Source organism: Microcoleus sp. CAWBG27, assembly GCF_020883145.1.
Classification (GTDB): Bacteria; Cyanobacteriota; Cyanobacteriia; order Cyanobacteriales; family Microcoleaceae; genus Microcoleus.
Window position 1 is genome coordinate 207,508 of record NZ_JAHREU010000003.1, and the last position, 18,852, is coordinate 226,359.

General features: G+C 45.9%; 17 protein-coding genes and 1 riboswitch. Of the genes, 13 read left to right on the forward strand and 4 right to left on the reverse strand.

The genetic code is table 11. The annotated features are described in order from the left end of the window. The first annotated feature begins 152 nt into the window (after window positions 1-152). Window positions 153-317: riboswitch (cobalamin riboswitch) on the forward strand. A 21-nt stretch (window positions 318-338) separates the two neighbouring features. Continuing rightward, the gene (locus QZ938_RS03215) at window positions 339-755 is read left to right on the forward strand and encodes a DUF1636 domain-containing protein (RefSeq protein ID WP_293347926.1); all 417 of its coding nucleotides are present in this window, start codon (window positions 339-341) and stop codon (window positions 753-755) included. Window positions 756-1,105: 350 nt separating this feature from the next. Here the strand turns inward: QZ938_RS03215 and QZ938_RS03220 are convergent, their stop codons facing one another. Next, entirely contained in the window at window positions 1,106-2,077 is a 972-nt protein-coding gene (locus tag QZ938_RS03220) for a metallophosphoesterase (RefSeq protein ID WP_293347929.1), read from the reverse strand. Window positions 2,078-2,140: 63 nt separating this feature from the next. Between QZ938_RS03220 and QZ938_RS03225 the strand changes: the two genes are divergently transcribed. Then, window positions 2,141-3,364: a CapA family protein gene (locus QZ938_RS03225; RefSeq protein WP_293347932.1), complete on the forward strand. Its 1,224-nt coding sequence runs from the start codon at window positions 2,141-2,143 to the stop codon at window positions 3,362-3,364. Between the two features lie 106 nt (window positions 3,365-3,470). Here QZ938_RS03225 and QZ938_RS03230 read toward each other — a convergent pair whose 3' ends face one another. After that, on the reverse strand, window positions 3,471-4,220 hold the full coding sequence (locus QZ938_RS03230; RefSeq protein WP_293347934.1) for a cobalt-precorrin-6A reductase: 750 nt from the start codon (window positions 4,218-4,220) through the stop codon (window positions 3,471-3,473). Between the two features lie 82 nt (window positions 4,221-4,302). On the opposite strand from QZ938_RS03230, the gene QZ938_RS03235 reads away from it, so the two are divergent. After that, window positions 4,303-5,121 carry a tetratricopeptide repeat protein gene (locus tag QZ938_RS03235; protein WP_293146509.1) on the forward strand — a complete coding sequence of 273 codons (819 nt, stop codon included), beginning with the start codon at window positions 4,303-4,305 and terminating at the stop codon, window positions 5,119-5,121. A gap of 137 nt (window positions 5,122-5,258) precedes the next feature. Here QZ938_RS03235 and QZ938_RS03240 read toward each other — a convergent pair whose 3' ends face one another. Then, a complete protein-coding gene (locus QZ938_RS03240; protein WP_293347937.1) occupies window positions 5,259-6,044 on the reverse strand; it encodes a TIGR01548 family HAD-type hydrolase in 786 nt (261 codons plus the stop codon). Window positions 6,045-6,220: 176 nt separating this feature from the next. Between QZ938_RS03240 and QZ938_RS03245 the strand changes: the two genes are divergently transcribed. The 5 genes from QZ938_RS03245 to obgE all read left to right on the forward strand — a co-directional run bounded on the left by QZ938_RS03245 (window position 6,221) and on the right by obgE (window position 12,767). After that, window positions 6,221-6,532 (forward strand): 30S ribosomal protein PSRP-3, encoded by a 312-nt coding sequence (locus QZ938_RS03245; protein ID WP_293146632.1) that lies wholly within the window; start codon window positions 6,221-6,223, stop codon window positions 6,530-6,532. 286 nt (window positions 6,533-6,818) lie between these two features. Next, window positions 6,819-8,117: an RNA-guided endonuclease IscB gene (gene iscB, locus QZ938_RS03250; protein ID WP_293146513.1), complete on the forward strand. Its 1,299-nt coding sequence runs from the start codon at window positions 6,819-6,821 to the stop codon at window positions 8,115-8,117. A 607-nt stretch (window positions 8,118-8,724) separates the two neighbouring features. Then, entirely contained in the window at window positions 8,725-9,798 is a 1,074-nt protein-coding gene (locus tag QZ938_RS03255; protein WP_293146515.1) for a bifunctional 2-polyprenyl-6-hydroxyphenol methylase/3-demethylubiquinol 3-O-methyltransferase UbiG, read from the forward strand. Between the two features lie 708 nt (window positions 9,799-10,506). Further along, the gene (locus QZ938_RS03260; RefSeq protein ID WP_293347940.1) at window positions 10,507-11,382 is read left to right on the forward strand and encodes a Mo-dependent nitrogenase C-terminal domain-containing protein; all 876 of its coding nucleotides are present in this window, start codon (window positions 10,507-10,509) and stop codon (window positions 11,380-11,382) included. 344 nt (window positions 11,383-11,726) lie between these two features. After that, on the forward strand, window positions 11,727-12,767 hold the full coding sequence (obgE, locus tag QZ938_RS03265; RefSeq protein ID WP_293146519.1) for a GTPase ObgE: 1,041 nt from the start codon (window positions 11,727-11,729) through the stop codon (window positions 12,765-12,767). A 444-nt stretch (window positions 12,768-13,211) separates the two neighbouring features. Here obgE and QZ938_RS03270 read toward each other — a convergent pair whose 3' ends face one another. Further along, the gene (locus tag QZ938_RS03270) at window positions 13,212-13,880 is read right to left on the reverse strand and encodes a TetR/AcrR family transcriptional regulator C-terminal domain-containing protein (protein WP_293347942.1); all 669 of its coding nucleotides are present in this window, start codon (window positions 13,878-13,880) and stop codon (window positions 13,212-13,214) included. 90 nt (window positions 13,881-13,970) lie between these two features. Here QZ938_RS03270 and QZ938_RS03275 point away from each other — a divergent pair, with 90 nt between their 5' ends. The 5 genes from QZ938_RS03275 to QZ938_RS03295 all read left to right on the forward strand — a co-directional run bounded on the left by QZ938_RS03275 (window position 13,971) and on the right by QZ938_RS03295 (window position 18,689). Continuing rightward, the gene (locus tag QZ938_RS03275; protein ID WP_293347944.1) at window positions 13,971-14,942 is read left to right on the forward strand and encodes an NAD(P)-dependent alcohol dehydrogenase; all 972 of its coding nucleotides are present in this window, start codon (window positions 13,971-13,973) and stop codon (window positions 14,940-14,942) included. A gap of 51 nt (window positions 14,943-14,993) precedes the next feature. After that, window positions 14,994-15,278 (forward strand): hypothetical protein, encoded by a 285-nt coding sequence (locus QZ938_RS03280; RefSeq protein ID WP_293347947.1) that lies wholly within the window; start codon window positions 14,994-14,996, stop codon window positions 15,276-15,278. A 435-nt stretch (window positions 15,279-15,713) separates the two neighbouring features. Continuing rightward, window positions 15,714-16,619, forward strand: coding sequence for a D-hexose-6-phosphate mutarotase (locus tag QZ938_RS03285; protein ID WP_293347950.1), 906 nt, complete (start codon window positions 15,714-15,716; stop codon window positions 16,617-16,619). 193 nt (window positions 16,620-16,812) lie between these two features. Continuing rightward, on the forward strand, window positions 16,813-18,339 hold the full coding sequence (locus tag QZ938_RS03290; protein WP_293347953.1) for a phosphomannomutase/phosphoglucomutase: 1,527 nt from the start codon (window positions 16,813-16,815) through the stop codon (window positions 18,337-18,339). Window positions 18,340-18,461: 122 nt separating this feature from the next. Further along, window positions 18,462-18,689 carry a hypothetical protein gene (locus QZ938_RS03295; RefSeq protein ID WP_293146531.1) on the forward strand — a complete coding sequence of 76 codons (228 nt, stop codon included), beginning with the start codon at window positions 18,462-18,464 and terminating at the stop codon, window positions 18,687-18,689. Window positions 18,690-18,852 lie beyond the last annotated feature (163 nt).

Consider the following 18,852-nt stretch of genomic DNA (forward strand, 5'->3'; position numbering starts at 1 on the left):
AAGCGTTCATAAGGTTTGTAGTGAGGACTTCAGTCCGCAGAAATATCAGAGGACTAAAGTCCTTACTACGAACCGGGTTAATTTATGTGGGTAGATATTAAAACTTGCTTTTACCAACATAACTTTTTTGGGAAAGGGCGGCAAGTGTGGTAGGATTTGAATTCGCGATCGGTTCTAGCGGGGAGCAGCCGCTAGAGGAAACGGGGAAAGTTCGGTGCAAGTCCGGCGCTGTCCCGCAACTGTAACGAGGTTTGTAGTAAGGACTTCAGTCCTCTACCTCTAAAGTCAGAATGCCCGCCGATATCTAACTCACTTTTGAACGCATCTACGAGGTATGGATGATTAATGGAACTAAACGTAACACGGTTGTACGCACAAAACACAGTCTTTTGGTTTGCACTGCTTGCGCTAGTGTTTGGAAAGACGGCAAGCGCGAAGGTAAAAGTGGTGGTCAACAATTCATGGAAGATTTATCGAAACTCGCTCGAGATTGGGAATTATCCGAGCAGTTTGATATTCGGGAAGTTGAGTGCATGAGTGCTTGCAGTCACTCTTGTGCGGTCTCTTTTGCTGCTGCTGGAAAGTATACTTATCTGTTTGGTGATTTGCCTTTCAATGAATCGGAAAGCGTCGAGGCTGTGCTTGAATGCGCTGGTCAATACTATGCGAAACCGGATGGTTTATTGCCTTGGTCTGAGCGTCCTCAAGCTCTGAAAAAAGGTGTTTTAGCTAAGATTCCACCGCTGGGAAATTAGAGATAAAAGTTCAATACCGTTTACTTAAGACTGTTCTGGGGGTAAAACCCTATGAAAAATAGATACGGAGATTGCTTCGTTCCTCGCAATGACAATCTTAAGTAAACTGTATTCAGATATAGCATTTCTAAAAAAGATTGAGGTATGATTGGCAGCTTGTATAACCACTAGACTAAGAGGGCTAAAGCCCAACAACGTACCTTATAAGAGGGCTAAAGCCCAACAACGTACCTTATAAGAGGGCTGAAGCCCAACAACGTACCTTATAAGAGGGCTGAAGCCCAACAACGTACCTTATCTTTCTGATAAGCGCTATATCTTTCATAAAGCTGGTGTTAAATTGGCTAATTTTACGGAACAATCCGCTGTTGAAATTCAAATACATTAGGACTTTTTGGATCGTAAGTAGCGCGCAACCAATGCACGTTGGGAGAACCAAAAGTTTCAACTCTAGTAAAGTTTTGCAATCTCGGGAGTTGAGTGTCATCGTCAAAACGGGGTAAAGGTTTATCGATGCGGAAATAGTGAGTATCGCCGTGCACGAATACTACTTGTCCTGGAAAATTGCGCGTTTCTGCTTCCAGAGTTGCGATAAAATCGTTGTACCCGCTTCTTCTTTTGTCTGCCGGATCGAGTTCAAATCCTGGATTTGCCTGGGCAATTAATATGATTCCTTTGCTGTTGCTGCGTTTGGCTGAGGTAAAAGATTCTTTAATCCAGGCTAAATTAGCGAAATTGCGATCGGCATATTCTCGATCTTGTTCGGGCGTGCGGCCAAAATTGTTGTTGCTTCCGGGCATATTAATCGCCAAAAACACAATTCCATGATAAGTCCAGCGGACATTTTCGCGATATTTAGCAAACTGCGGGTTTTCGCTTTGACGGGTGAGGGTTAAGGTGCGCTTTCCCAAACTTTGAGTACCTTTGCTGAAGATTTCCCGGAGTTTAGCAAGCCTTTCTACTGGATCGTAACTGCCGTTATTTGAACGGTGACAGTCAGTCCAATCATTATCGCCATAGGTGAGAATAAACGGGATCTCAAATTTTTCAAATAACTGCTTGGTTTTAATAAAAACTGCATCATCGCAGACGGTGTAACCGTTTTTGATGTCGCCGTCGTGGACGACAAATTTTGCGGGCGATCGATTGATATCGGCAATCAAATTTGGGAATTTTGCTTCTTGTTCTGCGCTGTAAGGCAAATCGCCAATTAAGGCAAATTCAAAAGGTCGATCGCCTGAATCTTGAGCATAAGTTAAAATACCAAAACTCGCGATCGAAACAAAAACAATAAAGGCAATAATTAAATATTTTTTATTCATTTTTGGATAGTAACTAATTTTTTCATGATATCATAGGTGCCGATAAATTCCTATGATATAGTTATGAATTTTCGTCGGTTGCTTTCGCTAATTGCCGTGGTTTCGATCGCAAGCTGCGACATCCAAACGCCAAAAACCAACACACAGCGTACAGAAAGCCGTAGCTTGCGGGGCGGGACGCCATCGCCAATTGCAACACCTGCACCGGCTAAACCCAAGTCTGAGATTAAAGAAGCGCAACTAATTGCTGTCGGCGATATCATGATGCACATTACTCAAACAATCTCGGGCTACGATGCAAAAAAGCAAACATACAATTTTGACAGCTTCTTCGCACCAGTTAAAAGTATCCTGTCAAAGGGCGATTGGGTAACGGGAAACCTGGAAACACCTTTAGCGGGCGAAGATGCGGGCGGATATACGGGATATCCGCTATTTAACGCACCGACTCAATTACTGGATGCTGCGAAAAAAGCTGGATTTAATATCTTGACAACGGCGAACAATCATGCTTTGGATCGGGGAGAAATAGGGGTAATGAGGACGATCGCAAATTTGGGCGATCGTAAAATTGCGTCAACAGGGACAGCCAAATCGAAAGCAGCGGGCGATACGATTTTGATCGTCACCAAAAATAACATATCGCTAGCCATGCTAGCCTACAGTTACGGCACAAACGGCATCCCCATACCCAAAGGCAAAGATTACCTAGTTTCGCTAATCGACGAAAAACAGATAATCAAAGACATCGCCAAAGCCCGAAAAAAAGGAGCAGATGCGATCGCAATTTCGCTGCATTTTGGCGACGAATATCAGCGACAGCCAAACCCCCAACAAAAGCAATTAGTTGAAAACCTCTTAAAAGCTGGTGCAGATATCATTCTCGGCAGCCATCCCCACGTCGTCCAGCCTTACAAAATCTTTAAATTCAAAGGAAAGAATGGGAAAACCAGAAAGGCCGTAGCAATTTATTCAATGGGAAACTTCATCTCGGGGCAGACCCAAGATTATACAGATTTAGGCGTAATTGTGCAAATTAATATTCGCAAGATATTTCCCGAAAAAACCACAGAAATTACCAATATCAAAACAATTCCTACTTGGGTACACCGCTATACCCTGAACAATAAATCTAAGTATCGCGTTTTGCCGTTAGAAACAACTATCACCCAGAAAAAAGATCCGCTGCTAGCAACTTCGCAGTATCCAGTTTTAAAAGCATATCTACAAGAAATGAACAATCATCTTAACTCATTAAACAGCACTCCGAAAAAATCCCTAAAATAGGTTCGTAGTGAGGACTTTAGTCCTTCTTCATGCTAAATTTAAGCATTAGTTCTTCCAATCAACTTCTCCCTCTTCCTTCGCGTCCTTTGCGCCTTCGCGGTTCGTTTCAACTCAACTGCTGAATCAGCCAATCAATCGCCCCAGCCACATCAGCAACCCGCTCAACATTGGGAATCGGAGTCCGTTGCACCATTACAACAGGAATACCCAACTCCCTAGCCGCGATAATTTTTGGATATGTCGCAGCGCCACCGCTATTTTTGCTAACAATTGTATTAATTTGATATTCCAAGAGCAATTGCCGCTCGTCCGCCAATGAAAAAGGCCCCCTTGCTAATAATAACTCACCATCAGGAACAAGAGTATTTGGTGCCGGAGGATCGATCGCCCGCATCAAACACCAAACACCCTCCAAACCCGCAAACTCCGCCAATTCCTGCCTCCCAATGGTGAGAAACACCCGCCGAGAATGCCCTGACAAAGCTTTTGCAGCCTCCGAGTGGCTGGCGACTTCAATCCAGCGATCGCCCTCCACGGCCTCCCACGCAGGGCGCACCAGCATCAAATGAGGCACGTGACACTCAGTCGCAGCCACCGCAGCATTGGCTGAAATCTGCGCTGCAAACGGATGAGTCGCATCGATTAAAAAGTCGATCGGGCTACAACGCAAAAACTCAGCCAGCCCAACAGCCCCACCAAACCCCCCAATCCGCACCGTACCCGTTTTTGGGGTCAAAGGCTGTTTCGTCCGCCCTGCTAGCGAAGATATCACCTCGATATCAGCAATTTGAGACGCTGTGGCAGCTAATTCAACAGCATCACCCGTTCCGCCCAAAATTAATAAGCGTTTTTTCATAAAATTAGTCCTAACATATCGAACCAACAGCCAGAATTTTGGTTAATAATATCTTTAAGTAAAGTTTCAACTGCCACCAAAGATGATTCGCTCACTTTTCACATTTTTTACAGTATTAATTGTAACCGGGTTAGTTTGGTTGGGAAATATCACGCCCGCCGCCGCACAAGTACAAGCAACAGAGCTCACCCCTCAGCAGCAGGAATTAGGAGAACTTGTTCAGAAAGCTTTTGCAGCTACAAACGAAGGCAAATTTCCCGCCGCAGAAACTTTGTGGACAGAAATTATTGACAAATTTCCCTCACAAGCAGCCGCTTGGAGCAACCGAGGCAATTCGAGAGTCAGCCAAAACAAACTACAATTAGCAATTGCTGACTACGAAAAGGCGATCGAACTAGCTCCCAACGCCCCCGATCCCTACCTAAATCGCGGCACAGCTTTAGAAGGTTTAGGAAAATGGGAAGAAGCCATCGCAGACTACAACCACGTGCTAGAATTAGATCCCAAAGATCCAGCCGCCTACAACAACCGAGGTAACGCCGAAGCAGGTTTAGGCAAATGGGAAATAGCCATTAAAGACTACAACAAAGCCTTTGAATTAGCACCAGAATACGCCTTTGCTCGTGCCAATCACGCCCTCGCGCTTTATCAAAACGGGGAAACCAAAGAAGCAATTCGCAATATGAAAAATATTGTCCGCAGATATCCCCAATTTGCTGACATGAGAGCAGCCCTCAGTGCCTGTCTTTGGGAGGCTGGACAGCGCGGCGAAGCTGAGAGCAATTGGGTAGCAGCAGTCGGCCTCGATTCCCGCTACAAAGACCTCGATTGGGTGGCAAAAACCCGCCGCTGGCCGCCAGTTGTAGTTAGCGCCTTAGACAAATTCTTGAACTTGAAATAATCTTTAAATGGTAATTGGTTCGTAGTGCGGACTTTAGTCCGCTCTCCGGCTGCGGACTAAAGTCCGCACTACGAACGTTTTTTATGTTTTTAGACCGGGATTGTAGGTATTTTAGCAATCAGCAGCAGGTTGGCTTCTTACTTAACTAATTCTCCAATTCGTGCAGCATTCAACTCTTCGACATTCCTAAAAATCGCCGCAGCACCAGCAGTTTTCAGCGCCGCAGCATAGGCTTCACAGCGAGCAGAATCATCCAAAACGTGAGGTGGCAAAATTCCTGCACCCAGCCAAACCCGATTCGGTTGTAATTCCCGCGCCTTCACCACGGTGTAAATATCGGCAACCGTATCTCCGGCGTAAATTACGGGCAAATTGCTTTCTAAACCGTGCAGATTTTCCAACTGTTCAATTGTCGCGAAAAGTCCAGTCGGATCTGGTTTTCCCGGTGCATCTTCCATCGCGACTAACACGGGAGAATTTAAGCCGAGTTTCCCTTGCAAAACATAAGCTGCTTCATCGCGCATCGCACCACTAAAAAATCCCCAAGCAACGCCTCCAATTGTTAAATTTTCCAGGTAAGCTGGATTTAACAGCAGCGGTTCGTCACAAATGTAACCAGTCCAATTTTGATCGTCATTCCCGCGATAGCGACTTTGGAAAAAAGCGACTAATTCGTCATATTTAAAATCGAGTTGATTTCGCGATCGCCCAATTCCCTCAAAATAACGGCAAACTAACTCCAAAGACGCCTGCCAGTCATTATTCCACACACCCTCAGACTTCAGAGAGTCAATATCGATCGAACTCGGGCGAAAAGCACCAGCCGTGAAATGTTCTACCGCATCTGCGATCGCCCGCCGATAGGAACCGGACACATCCCGCACCACACCATCAATGTCAAAAACTAAAATAAATCTGCTCATAACTTAATTATCCCTATAGCTGGGGGGAGTTTTGCACAAATTTTATTGGTTTCGGGCCCCTAAACAGCGGGAAACCCAGCCCTCCGACAAAACTTTTAATCGCCAATGACCCATTATTGAACAGAATGTGCTACGCTTAGCGATTGTAGAAATTTTTAATAAGTTCGATCGGAACCCTGGAGGTTTGCTTGTCCAAGTTCATCTTAAAAGTTCTCTGGCTAGAAGAGAATGTTGCCCTCGCCGTTGACCAAGTTGTCGGTAAAGGAACTAGCCCGCTGACATCTTACTTTTTCTGGCCGCGCAAGGATGCGTGGGAAGAACTCAAAAACGAACTCGAAGCCAAACACTGGATTGCTGACAACGATCGCGTCGAAATCCTCAACCAAGCTACAGAAGTTATCAACTACTGGCAAGAAGAAGGCAGACGGCGCCCGATGACTGAAGCTCAGTCAAGGTTCCCCGAAGTGACTTTTACTGGCAGCAACTAAGCCTAGCTTTCAGTTGCTACCCAGATAAATTGCCTGTGATGGCTGAGTAGCAAAGAAATGGAGTAAATCGGAGTTTCCGGTTTACCCCAGGCATAAAAGCCCTGCTACCCCAGAATAAGATCCTTGGGATCTACGCTACCTGAGGTCAAAACCCCAATAGGATTCGCTAGTTCTAAGCGGTTTGGTAAATAGAACATTGCCTAGTTTCTGAGGGTGAAACACTATTTCCAGTGACAAGTCTCAGGAGCATTTTCAAAGCAAACATCACCCGAAAGGTGAAGCAGAAATGCAACCAACGAAACAACAGAACTGGGTATTTCAAATCAACGGAGACAAGCAACCGTTAGATATGATTCACCCCGGCAGATGCCGAGAATTACAGAATCGTGGGAAGCTTGCCAGTTTTCGCAGATTTCCTTATGTCGCAATCCAGCAACAAACTATCGAAAGTATCAAAACAAAGGAATACATCCTCAAGATTGACCCAGGTAGTCAGTGGACGGGGTTTGCCATTCAATGTGGTAATGATATCTTGTTTCGAGCAGAACTAAATCATCGAGGAGAAGCAATCAAGTTAGATTTAGTTAAACGGGCAGGGTTTAGACGTGGAAGACGTTCGCGCAATTTACGCTATCGCAAGAAACGCTTGAATCGTGCCAAGCCAGAGGGATGGCTAGCTCCATCAATCCGACACAGAGTGCTAACAGTTGAAACTTGGATTAAACGCTTTATGCGGTATTGTCCAATTGCCTGGATCGAAATTGAACAAGTTCGGTTTGATACGCAAAAGTTAGCTAATCCAGAAATAGATGGAGTTGAATACCAACAAGGTGAATTACAAGGATACGAAGTGCGTGAATACTTGTTGCAAAAGTGGGGTAGAAAATGCGCTTACTGTGGCACAGAAAACGTACCGCTAGAAGTTGAGCATATTCAACCTACGTCGAAAGGGGGGAGTAGCCGCGTAGGAAATCTAACTCTAGCTTGTCATGTCTGTAATGTCAAAAAAGGTAACTTGGACGTTCGCGATTTCTTGGCAAAATCACCTGACATTTTGAATCAAGTTTTAGAGAATTCCACAAAACCGTTAAAAGATGCGGCTGCGGTCAATTCAACCAGATACGCAATCGTGAAAATGGCTAAATCTATTTGCCAGAACGTGAAATGCTCCTCAGGTGCAAGAACGAAAATGAACCGAGCGCGTCAAGGTATTGAAAAAACTCACAGCCTTGATGCTGCTTGTGTTGGCGAGTCTGGGGCAAGCATTCAAGTTAGAACCGATCGACCTCTATTGATTACCTGCAAAGGTCATGGCAGTCGCCAATCCATTCGAGTTAATGCTTCGGGATTTCCGGCAGTGAAAAACGCTAAAACTGTTTTTACTCACATTGCAGCAGGTGATGTAGTCAGGTTTACTATCGACAAAAACCGGAAAAAAGTCAAAGCTGGAACTTATACGGCAAGAGTCAAGACACCGACTCCAAAAGGGTTTGAGGTTTTGATCGATGGCGCAAGAATAAGTCTCTCAACCATGAGCAATGTAGTTTTCGTACATAGGAGTGACGGCTATGGCTATGAGCTTTAATCTGCTCGCATTGACTCGGAATTACTCCAATAAAGCGATTTCTAGCGATCGGACAGGAAAACGAGAGAGGGGGAGAAGGCGAGAGGATTTGCTTTTTCCACCTCGTCCTGAAAAATACAATTTAAATGCGCTACAGCCGATCGATATCTTAAATATCATCTCCGAAAAACAAGTTTGTAGTGAGGACTTTAGTCCGCAGAAATTGATGCGGACTAAAGTCCTCACTACAAACCGCATTTTTTCAATGTAATCTGGTTCTTTAACAATCTGAAATTGTACAGTCAGCTATCAACAAACTTCCCTCAAACCTATTCCCAAAGCGTATCTACTTACATCTAAAATCCTTTGAATCTATGGTTTGTATCAAAGTCTCGATCCCCCTAAATCCCCCTTAAAAAAACCCACTTTGACACTCACTCTTGTCCCCCCCTTAATAAGGGGGGTTAGGGGGGATCGAAGGCCTAAGCGTCAAACAGAAGACTACTACATCTAACGCGCTTGTTGACACCAATAGCCTCTTCCGAATTCCGAATTCGATCAAAATTCCATCCGTTACATCCGTTAAATCCCGTACATTGCTCGTTGCCGAACCTTCTTCCTCGAACTTATGGGCGCCGAAAGCACGATCGACCAAACCGAACAAATGCCGCTGGTAGTCAATCCCGACATTCTCCAGCAAGCCATCCTCTACAAAATTAACACTCGCGTCACCGCACGCGGAGAATTAGTTTTCCCCTGCGTACCGGGAATGGCAGACCACTATCTCAAGTCAATCGAAAAGCTATTTAGCACCCTCGACAGACCACTTCCAGAAGACCGTAAAGAGGAACTCAGAAAGCTTTTAGCTACTAAATTAGAACAGGGCTACCGCACTTCAACAGCATCGATGATGATTCTGCAATACGAATCTGTGCAGCCGCCACAAACCGGTTTAGCTTGCAAAGTGATTGTAACTACTTCAACAGTAGGAGAACAATATAAAAGCTGGGTTGACACTAGAGAACCGCCTCTATTTGGTTCCCATCCCGATGCAAAATTGATGGCAACGGCTGCTAAATTGGGAAATCCCGATCGCATCCGCATCTTAGACGTGGGGGCCGGTACCGGGCGCAATACCTTACCGCTGGCGAGATTGGGCTATTCTGTAGATGCGATCGAGCTAACCCCAGCTTTTGCAGAACAATTGCAAACAGCCGCCACCGCCGAAAACCTTCCCGTCACAGTAACAGAAGGCGACGTGCTCGATCCCTTAATGCGGATGAAACCAGCCCGCTACCAGTTGGCAGTGGCAGCCGAAGTCATCTCACATTTTCGAGACATCGATCAAGTACGGCTTTTCCTTGCCAAAATGTGCGATTTCCTCTGTCCCGGAGGCGTGTTGCTCTTCAGCACATTCTTAACCGTCGGCGACTACCAGCCAGACGCCCTCGTGCGACAAGTTGCACAACTTTCATGGTCTACTTTATTCACGCCCCAAGAGCTCGCCGCCGCCATGGAAGGCTTACCCTTAGTCCAAATATCCGACGAATTGGTGTGGGAATACGAACGCCACCACCTGCCAAAAGAAGCCTGGCCGCCAACGCCTTGGTTCCCGAGTTGGGCCACAGGTAGAGATGTCTTCCCGATGGCAAATGGACGGCCGCCCATGGAATTGCGCTGGATTTTGTGCCGTCGCAGCTAATACCATTTTCGATCTGAGGTACGTTGTTGCGCTTCAGCGCTCTTTATAATCTTAGGAAAGAGCGAAGACAGCACAACTTCGATCTGAGGTACGTTGTTGCGCTTCAGCGCTCTTTATAATCTCAGGAAAGAGCGCTAAACCGCAACTACGTACCTTTTTTTTAATGGTGTTTCTGCAAAACCTAGATCCACCCGGAGCGAAGACAGCGCAACTACGTACCTAAGAGCGCTGAAGCGCAACTACGTACCTTCGGAGCGAAGACAGCGCAACTACGTACCTTGATTGTTCGGTCTGGGACTGATTTATAAGCTATCCCAGCAATCAGAATCTTGAGATAGCCTGATACTTTTATCAAGTCTTTTTATTTTCACAGCATAATTCCGATTTGTTGTCAAATATTACGGAGCTGCTACACAATAATTTACAAATATATATATTAAAATGTAAACATAGCGAAGTAAAATCGCCCCTGGGTGAGAAACCCGGTTGCTGATTAGATCCTATCTTGGCAAACCTGTGATTGCTTGCGATAAATTGGGTCGATCTGGCGTTGAAATTACGTAAAATTCGATACGCCATCTAAAATCTGTGCAACTATACTTAACAATGAATCAACAAAACCTATTCCTCCAGATAGACGACACTTTAGGGGAAGAGGATTAAACCATAGATTAGCTCGCTAATTGGCGAAGCTCCTGAGACACAAATATGCTTTTAACACGTCCACTACAAGCGTTTGGAGCAATCTTCGGGCACAAACCTTTCACAAAAAGATCGATCGAGCAAAAAACCAGTAAAAATTATTTAGAGGGGAATAGTTATCCCGCTCCAAACCAACAACTTGACTGGTATATCATCCAACTGGAAACGCTGATGAGTAACGCAAAATCTAACTGCACGGATAGAGAGATTGCCGCTTGGCTGCGGGGATTGCTGACAATTGCTTGGGCTGACGGCAACTTTGACGAAAATGAGCAAAAAATGATTGCTAGCCTGACTCAGGATGAACTAAATCCGGTATCTTTTGAGACCGGTTTTGAACCGATTACCGCAGAGGAACTAGCTGCTGTATTAGGGACAGGCACCGCCAACGGGGAGAATTTTTTGAGAACAGCAGTCATGGTAGCCTTAGCAGACGGTACCTACTCTCTGACCGAAGATGAGGTACTTTACAAGTTTTGCACAGCTTTGGGTCATAACGTGGAGGCGATCGAATCTCTGCGACACACGATCGAAGATAGCAGCACGCAGCCGCAGGAATCAAGCAGCCAAACAGCCGTTGATTATGCAGCAACACCGCTTTCTGGGCGGCCTCAACCTCAGCAGAAAAATGTCCTGACACCCGTGAAAGACTGGCTTGACGGCTGGGAAGTTCACGATCCGAGAGTGGCACGTTTTGTCTGCAAAATGATTCCACCGCAGTGTCCGTTTGAACGAGATGTCGTATTATTCGGCCGCAAAATTGTCCACATTCCGGCGATGTGCAAACTTAACCCGCTGTACGAACAATTGGTGGGGATGCGCTTTCGAGCTCTCTGCTATTTGGCAGATGATTGTAAGGAAGATATATCGTCATATTGTTAAGAGTCAGTAGTCATTGGTCATTGGGCATTGGGCATTGGGTATGGGGCATGGGGCATTGGGCGAAGCGAAGCGGAGGGATGGGGCATTGGGCATTGGTCATTCTTGTCAAATGTTCGATTAATTACCGTAAGCTATTAACCAATGACTACTAATTAGTCCGGTAGGATGTGTACTCCGCACCAAAAGATAAACATTGTACTTGGATCGGGTATCATAACTAATGACTAATAGCGTTCGCTCTTCGGGGACAGCACTGATGACTGCTGACTAATGACTAATGACTAATGACTAATGACTAATGACTAATGACTAATGACTAATGACCAATGATTATTGATTAAATTATGCAATTTATCGATCGCGCAGATGTTCAAGTCGCAGCCGGCAAAGGCGGCGATGGGATGGTAGCTTTTCGCAGAGAAAAGTATATACCGGCGGGGGGGCCAAGTGGTGGCACCGGCGGGCGGGGCGGTTCTGTGTTTATGGTGGCGGTGGAAAGCCTGCAAACGTTGCTGGATTTCCAGTACAACCGGATTTTTAAAGGCGAAAACGGGAAGAAGGGCGCGCCGAAGAATATGACTGGTGCTTCAGGAGCCGATCGCACGATCGAGGTTCCCTGCGGTACAGTAGTTTACGATGCGGAAACTCAGGCAATTTTAGCAGATTTGGTGACGCCCGGACAGACTTTTTGTGTTGCCAAAGGTGGTAAAGGCGGTTTAGGAAATAAGTGTTTTCTGACAAATTCTAACCGCGCTCCAGATTATGCGCTACCGGGAAAAGAAGGAGAACATAAGTTTTTGCGCTTGGAATTGAAGCTGTTAGCTGAAGTGGGAATTATTGGCTTGCCGAATGCTGGCAAATCGACGCTAATTTCTGCTTTGTCGGCGGCGCGTCCGAAGATTGCAGATTATCCGTTTACAACTTTAGTTCCGAACTTGGGCGTAGTCAAAAAACCGACTGGCGACGGTACTGTTTTTGCTGATATTCCGGGATTAATTGCCGGAGCTCACGAGGGCGCGGGTTTGGGTTATGAGTTTTTGCGGCACATTGAACGGACTCGGTTGTTGCTGCATTTAGTCGATATTACTTCTGAAGATCCGATCGCCGATTACATCACAATTCAGGAAGAATTGAAAGCTTACGGGCGAGGTTTGGGCGATCGACCGCAGATTTTGGCTTTTAATAAGGTAGATGCGATCGATCTTGAGGATGAGGAAATTGGAAATGCGATCGCGCGATTGCAGGAAATCAGCGGTGCTCCGGTGTTGATGATTTCGGCTGTGAGTCGAGTTGGGTTGGATGAGTTGATGCACCAAGTTTGGCTGAAACTCGATGAGATGAATGAGAGTGAAGCGGAGGCGCTGTTAGCAGTCGGAGTTTTGTAGTCTGATACTTGATTTTTGAGCATTTACCCGAACCGGTAAGTGTTTTTTTTAAGGCGTCAATTTTTTCGGCTGTATTGCTTGCACAGTATGGGTTTGAGGTGCTCAGCCGAAAAAAGATTCCTGTTTAGGTGGTGACTCGGGCGATCGGGTTTCAAAGTTTTGGATGACTCATCTCAAATCCGGCAATAAGCTATTGGGGATCTAAATTAGATTTTTTGGGCGGGCGATACGCCCAACCCCTACTCCCCACAGGACTTTTCTTAAACTCGACTATACAATTTAAATACACTTCAGCTTATCGGAATTATCAGGCTGAACGGAAATTTAGATAATATCAATTCTGCTCTTCATCCTCCTGTATTCATCTCTCTTATCTCTCTCTGTGTTCTCTGCGTACTCTGTGGTTAAATCATCCTGTATTCATCTAGAAACCATCGGCAAAAATCAAACCTTGTCTCGAAATTTATCGAGGCCGTTGAGGAGCAATTCTAGCCCGAAGTCGAAATCATGAATACCGTCATAACGACCCTCTATGACGTAATGTGTCAGCCTGTTGAGATAAGGAAACTCGTCAGCGGGGATGAGTGAAAGTCCGGTTTGGGCCGCTTTGGAATACTCCGCCGCCTCGAAGGGAAAGTTCAACTCCTGAAGTGTGAATCCATAGATATGACTGTCGATCGCATTCCAAACGCGATCGGCCATCTCCAGCGAAAAGCCCGCCTCGCATAGACAGCCCAGCGTCCCATCCACATAGCGCAACATTGCCGGCCCCACATTAGCCCGCGAGACGATCGCCATTGTCGCCCAGGGATGACGCACCAGCACCTCATGGGCAGAATTCGCCCGCCGCCGCATGGCAATTTTCCAGTCAACACCCAGACTCGGCACCTCAATCTCGCCGGCAACAATATCGACGATGCCATTGATGATGTCATCCTTGTTGGCTACGTGATTGTACAGCGACATCGCCTGAACGCCCAAATCCTGAGCCAGCTTCCGCATCGAGAGGGACTCAATGCCACCCTCGTCAGCCATGCGAATCGCCGCGCGCAGCACCCGTTCCCGGCTTAAAGGGACTTGGGGCGCGGTATTTGAGTCGATCGTCTTAGCCATTTAATTCTTCTCAAATCGATTCTTGAACTATATCTTGACAAACTTACGCCGTAAGTTAGACTTACAGTATAAGTCTAAAGGAGTGACACCATGAAAGCGATCGTTCAAACGAAGTATGGTTCGCCGGATGTCTTGAGTCTGGTGGAGGTCGATCGGCCTGCTGTAAAAGACAATGATGTCCTGGTGCGAGTCCATGCGAGTTCTGTGAATGCAGGGGACTGGCATCTGATGCGCGGAACGCCCTTCATCGCTCGTCTCGCCTTCGGATTGCTCAAACCTAAATTCAAGACACTGGGGATGGATGTTGCTGGACAGGTGGAGGCGGTGGGTGAGAATGTGACGCAGTTTCGACCTGGGGATGAGGTTTTCGGTGACATCTCTGAGTGTGGGTTTGGAGCTTTTGCGGAATATGTCTGTGTGCCGCCAGACGCATTGGTAATCAAACCTGCAAATATTAGTTTTGAACAAGCCGCAGCGGTTCCGGCGGCGGCACTGACGGCACTTCATGCGTTATGCAAATCTGGTCAGATTCAGGCAGGACAAAGGGTTTTAATTAATGGTGCGTCGGGTGGTGTCGGGTCTTTTGCTGTGCAGATTGCGAAGGCTTTTGGGGCTGAAGTGACGGCGGTTTGTAGCACGAAAAAAATGGATATGGTGCGATCGATCGGGGCAGATCGTATCATTGATTACACCCAAACGGATGTGACGAAAACTGGACAAACCTATGATTTGATTTTGGATGCGGCGGCCTATCGATCGGTCTTTAATTATCTGCCAATTTTGACACCCACGGGAACCTACGTCCTCATCGGTGGTTCAACAACGCGACTATTTCAGGTGATGTTGTTCCTTGGGCCGTTGATTTCGCTCATGAGTCGCCGCAAGGTGAAATGTGTCGTCCTGACTCCCACTCAAGCAGATTTGGTGATTTTGAGAGATTTGCTGGAAGCGGGCAAAATTGTTCCTTGGATCGATCGACGCTACAATTTGAGCGAAGTCCCCGCAGCAATTCGCCACCTCGAACAGCGGCAGGTAGTGGGGAAAGTCGTCATTAATGTTTGAGTGGAAGATGAAACAGGAGTTAAAATATGTTGAACATACCTCAAAAAATCTATGACACTAACCCTTGACCTACCGTCAGAAGTTGAGCAATATCTCTTGCAGGAAGCAAACGAACAAGGGATTTCAATTGAATCTGTGACTTTGCAGCTTTTGAAAAAGTTTATTATTTTAAGAGAAAAACAAGTTAAGGCTGTTAACCTGCTTCAGTCTTGGATGGATGATGAAGATATTGAGGAGCAACAAGAAACAGGTCAATACTTGATCGGTGCATTAGATGAGGATCGTCTCTCTGAGCGTAAATTATTCCCGGTTGAGATGAAAGGAGTAACTTGGTGAACCAAATCATACAGCATATTCCAGGTTTATGAAGTACAATATCAACCTTAATTATGTTGCAATACGGTTGACTTAAGAAAAATCTGACTTGCCAAAAATGCCTGTATTGCCAGAAAATCGTCAGATGAAATTCGTCAAAAAGCCTTAAGTCAACTGTATTGCTTTATAACCCACTTCATTAAGAGAAGATTTTTGAACCACAGAGGACGCAGAGGGCGCAGAGGGAAGAGTGTTATGAGGGTTTTGGATTTCGTGAAAAACCGCTGATTCCTCCTCTCTCTGTGTCCTCTGCGCTCTCTGTGGTAAAATCCTCTTAATATCTATTTCACTTCTTGATAACCCTACAAAGCTACTATTTGAAACTACTTGCTAAATAGCTAAACATAAATACTAAACTCCTGAGATAATTGTGAAGCAGTTAACCAAGCCACCAGCATGAGCATTGACCAACTAAACACAGACTACAGCATCGCCGGCCACCTCACCTTCGCCAGCGGAAACGGCGGTTTCCCCATGATTCACATCGACAACGGCCAAGCCAAAGCCTTGATATCTGTGTATTCCGGCCAAGTGCTCTCCTTCCAACCAGCCACCGAAACCGCAGATTTGATGTTCCTCAGCGACAAAGCCTACTACGCCGAAGGGAAAGCCATCAAAGGCGGTGTACCCATCTGTTGGCCCTGGTTTGGCCCAGATCCCGAAGGTTTGGGCCGCCCAGCCCACGGGTTTGTGCGAAATCGCCTCTGGAATGTCGTCAACACCGCTACAACTCCTGACGGCGCAACCAAAGTCACTCTAGGCCTCAAGGATACTGAGGAAACTAGAGCAATTTGGCCTCAAGCTTTTGAACTGGCGATCGCCATTACGATTGGCACCACTCTCACAGTAGAATTAATCACCCGCAATCTCGGCGACAAAGCATTTCCCCTCACCCAAGCCTTCCACACCTATTTTCTAGTCGGAGACATCAACCGCGTGCAGGTGTTGGGTTTAGAAAACAGCCAATATCTTGATAAAGTTGACGGTGGAGTCGAAAAAACTCAAGTAGGTGCAGTCGTAGCTGTCGGTGAGGTCGATCGAATTTATCTCGATGTCACCAACGAATTCGTCATAGACGATGCCGCCCTCAACCGTCGGATTCGGATTAAATCATCTGGCAGTAAATCCGCCGTTGTGTGGAATCCCTGGGTGACAATTTCTAAAAACATGGCCGACCTCGATGATGCAGATTATCAGCGCTTAATCTGCGTGGAAACGACCAATGCCGCTACAGATATTGTCGAAGTCCCCGCGCATGGTGAGTTCAGTTTGCAGGCAACTTATAGCGTTGAACGCGACTAAAGACTGAGAGTTTAATCTCAGTGGTGACGGGGTTAAAATTCCCAGTAATCTGTATTGCCACATTAAAAAAGGTACGTTGTTGGGCTTTAGCCCTGAATCTGGGGCTAAAGCCCAACAACGTACCTAAAAAATCCTTCGGTTTCAACCGCCGTATTATCTTCTTCATTCTTCCTTCTAATTACCATCAATCATTATGCAAAACTTCAACTGGACAAAACTGCAAAATGGATCGGACATTCGCGGTATCGCCCTCGAAGGGGTTCCCGGCGAAACAGTCAACCTCACGCCGGAAATAGCGACAATTTTAGGTCAATCCTTTGTCAGTTGGCTGGTGCAGAAAGTCCATAAACCAGCCGAAAAGTTGATAATTGCGATCGGGCGTGACAGTCGCCTATCCGGGCCAACTTTAATGCAAGCAGTCATGGACGGCATCGCCTCAGTTGGTTCTACAGTATATGATTTTGAAATGGCATCAACTCCCGCCATGTTTATGAGTACAATCACCCCAGGTTTTGAGTGCGACGGCGCGATTATGCTGACTGCTAGCCATTTACCTTTTAATCGCAACGGCTTAAAGTTTTTCACTGCTAACGGTGGATTACAAAAAAAAGATATTAGCGATATCTTAGCATTTGCCGAAACCAATGAGTTTGAAACAACTGCCGTTCCCGGTACTATTACCAAGCATGATTTTATCTCTGTTTATGGCAACCAATTCGTCGAAAAGATTAGGGAATCAGTCAATCATCCCGATAATTTTGAGCAGCCGCTGACAGGGTTGAAAATTGTTGTGGATGCGGGGAATGGTGCGGGCGGATTTTATGTGGATAAAGTCTTAAAACCTTTAGGTGCCGACACGACGGGCAGCCAATTTTTAGAACCGGATGGTACATTCCCGAATCACGTGCCGAATCCCGAAGATAAACAGGCAATGCAGTCAATTTGTCAAGCGGTAATTGCCAATCAAGCTGATTTTGGGATTATTTTTGATACGGATGTCGATCGCAGTGCGGCTGTGGATCAATTTGGCAAGGAACTGAATCGCAATCGGTTAATCGCGTTGATTTCGGCGATCGTCCTACAAGAGCACCCAGGCTCTACCGTCGTTACAGATTCTATCACATCCGATGGCTTAACGCAATTCATCGAACAGGATTTGAAAGGAATTCACCATCGCTTTAAACGCGGTTACAAAAATGTGATTGACGAGTCGATTCGTCTCAATGCAGCGGGACAGGAATCATGGCTGGCGATTGAAACTTCTGGACATGGTGCTTTGAAGGAAAATTACTTTTTGGATGATGGTGCTTACTTGGTGAGCAAATTATTGATAGAGTTAGCTAAATCCAAATTAGCCAATCAATCTTTGCCGGATTTAATTGCGAATTTACAAGAGCCTGAAGAAAGTGCAGAGTTTCGGATTAAAATTGGTGTGGATGATTTCAAAGCCCACGGAACTAGCGTCATTGAGCAACTGCAAGAATTTGTCTCAACCCAAGCCGACTGGGGAATTGTACCCAATAATTACGAAGGTTTGCGAGTTTCCTGCACGTCAGCTAGCGAATCGGGCTGGTTTCTGCTACGCTTGTCACTGCACGATCCGGTGATGCCTTTGAATGTTGAGTCGAATGTTAAGGGTGGTGTTGCTCAAATAGTCGATCGGCTTTTAGCTTTTTTCCAAACAACAGAATCCCTTGATTTGTCGGCACTATCGAGCTAAGTTTCACCAACCTGAATACCAAAGGATTTTTTAGGTACGTTGTTACGCTTCAGCGCTCTTTCATATAGACAACAAGAGCGCTGAAGCGCAACTACGTACCTTAGCAAAGGAGGAATTTTATCATGTGGCTTTTAATCATTCAATGTTCTGCGGAAAGCTGGACTGTCAATTCCAAAGCTTTCAAAGTCATTGCTGACAAATATCCGGCTACACCTCTTTCTTCCAAAAAGATGAAAGGCGACGGTCAACGCATCATGGAATATAAACTTGAGAATGTCAATGATGTAGAGGATTTTATGGATGAATGCTTGACTTTAGAGGGTTTTACTGCTAATTTTGAATCTCTGTAAATCTCAAATCAAAAAGGCACGTAGTTGCGCTTCAGCGCTCTTGCTTATATCAGGAGCAAAGAGCGCTGAAGCGCAACAACATACCTCAAATCAAAAAGGTACGTTGTTGCGCTTCAGCGCTCTTGCTTATATCAGGAGCAAAGAGCGCTGAAGCGCAACAACA

What these genes read in the sequence shown, in the direction of transcription:
- QZ938_RS03240 (WP_293347937.1), bottom strand. Translation starts at nt 6,044, where the DNA reads ATGAGCAGATTTATTTTAGTTTTTGACATTGATGGTGTGGTGCGGGAT.
- QZ938_RS03220 (WP_293347929.1), bottom strand. Translation starts at nt 2,077, where the DNA reads ATGAATAAAAAATATTTAATTATTGCCTTTATTGTTTTTGTTTCGATC.
- QZ938_RS03280 (WP_293347947.1), top strand. Translation starts at nt 14,994, where the DNA reads ATGACACTAACCCTTGACCTACCGTCAGAAGTTGAGCAATATCTCTTG.
- QZ938_RS03230 (WP_293347934.1), bottom strand. Translation starts at nt 4,220, where the DNA reads ATGAAAAAACGCTTATTAATTTTGGGCGGAACGGGTGATGCTGTTGAA.
- QZ938_RS03275 (WP_293347944.1), top strand. Translation starts at nt 13,971, where the DNA reads ATGAAAGCGATCGTTCAAACGAAGTATGGTTCGCCGGATGTCTTGAGT.
- QZ938_RS03260 (WP_293347940.1), top strand. Translation starts at nt 10,507, where the DNA reads ATGCTTTTAACACGTCCACTACAAGCGTTTGGAGCAATCTTCGGGCAC.
- QZ938_RS03235 (WP_293146509.1), top strand. Translation starts at nt 4,303, where the DNA reads ATGATTCGCTCACTTTTCACATTTTTTACAGTATTAATTGTAACCGGG.
- QZ938_RS03290 (WP_293347953.1), top strand. Translation starts at nt 16,813, where the DNA reads ATGCAAAACTTCAACTGGACAAAACTGCAAAATGGATCGGACATTCGC.
- QZ938_RS03215 (WP_293347926.1), top strand. Translation starts at nt 339, where the DNA reads ATGATTAATGGAACTAAACGTAACACGGTTGTACGCACAAAACACAGT.
- QZ938_RS03295 (WP_293146531.1), top strand. Translation starts at nt 18,462, where the DNA reads ATGTGGCTTTTAATCATTCAATGTTCTGCGGAAAGCTGGACTGTCAAT.
- QZ938_RS03255 (WP_293146515.1), top strand. Translation starts at nt 8,725, where the DNA reads ATGGGCGCCGAAAGCACGATCGACCAAACCGAACAAATGCCGCTGGTA.
- QZ938_RS03285 (WP_293347950.1), top strand. Translation starts at nt 15,714, where the DNA reads ATGAGCATTGACCAACTAAACACAGACTACAGCATCGCCGGCCACCTC.
- iscB (WP_293146513.1), top strand. Translation starts at nt 6,819, where the DNA reads ATGCAACCAACGAAACAACAGAACTGGGTATTTCAAATCAACGGAGAC.
- QZ938_RS03270 (WP_293347942.1), bottom strand. Translation starts at nt 13,880, where the DNA reads ATGGCTAAGACGATCGACTCAAATACCGCGCCCCAAGTCCCTTTAAGC.
- obgE (WP_293146519.1), top strand. Translation starts at nt 11,727, where the DNA reads ATGCAATTTATCGATCGCGCAGATGTTCAAGTCGCAGCCGGCAAAGGC.
- QZ938_RS03225 (WP_293347932.1), top strand. Translation starts at nt 2,141, where the DNA reads ATGAATTTTCGTCGGTTGCTTTCGCTAATTGCCGTGGTTTCGATCGCA.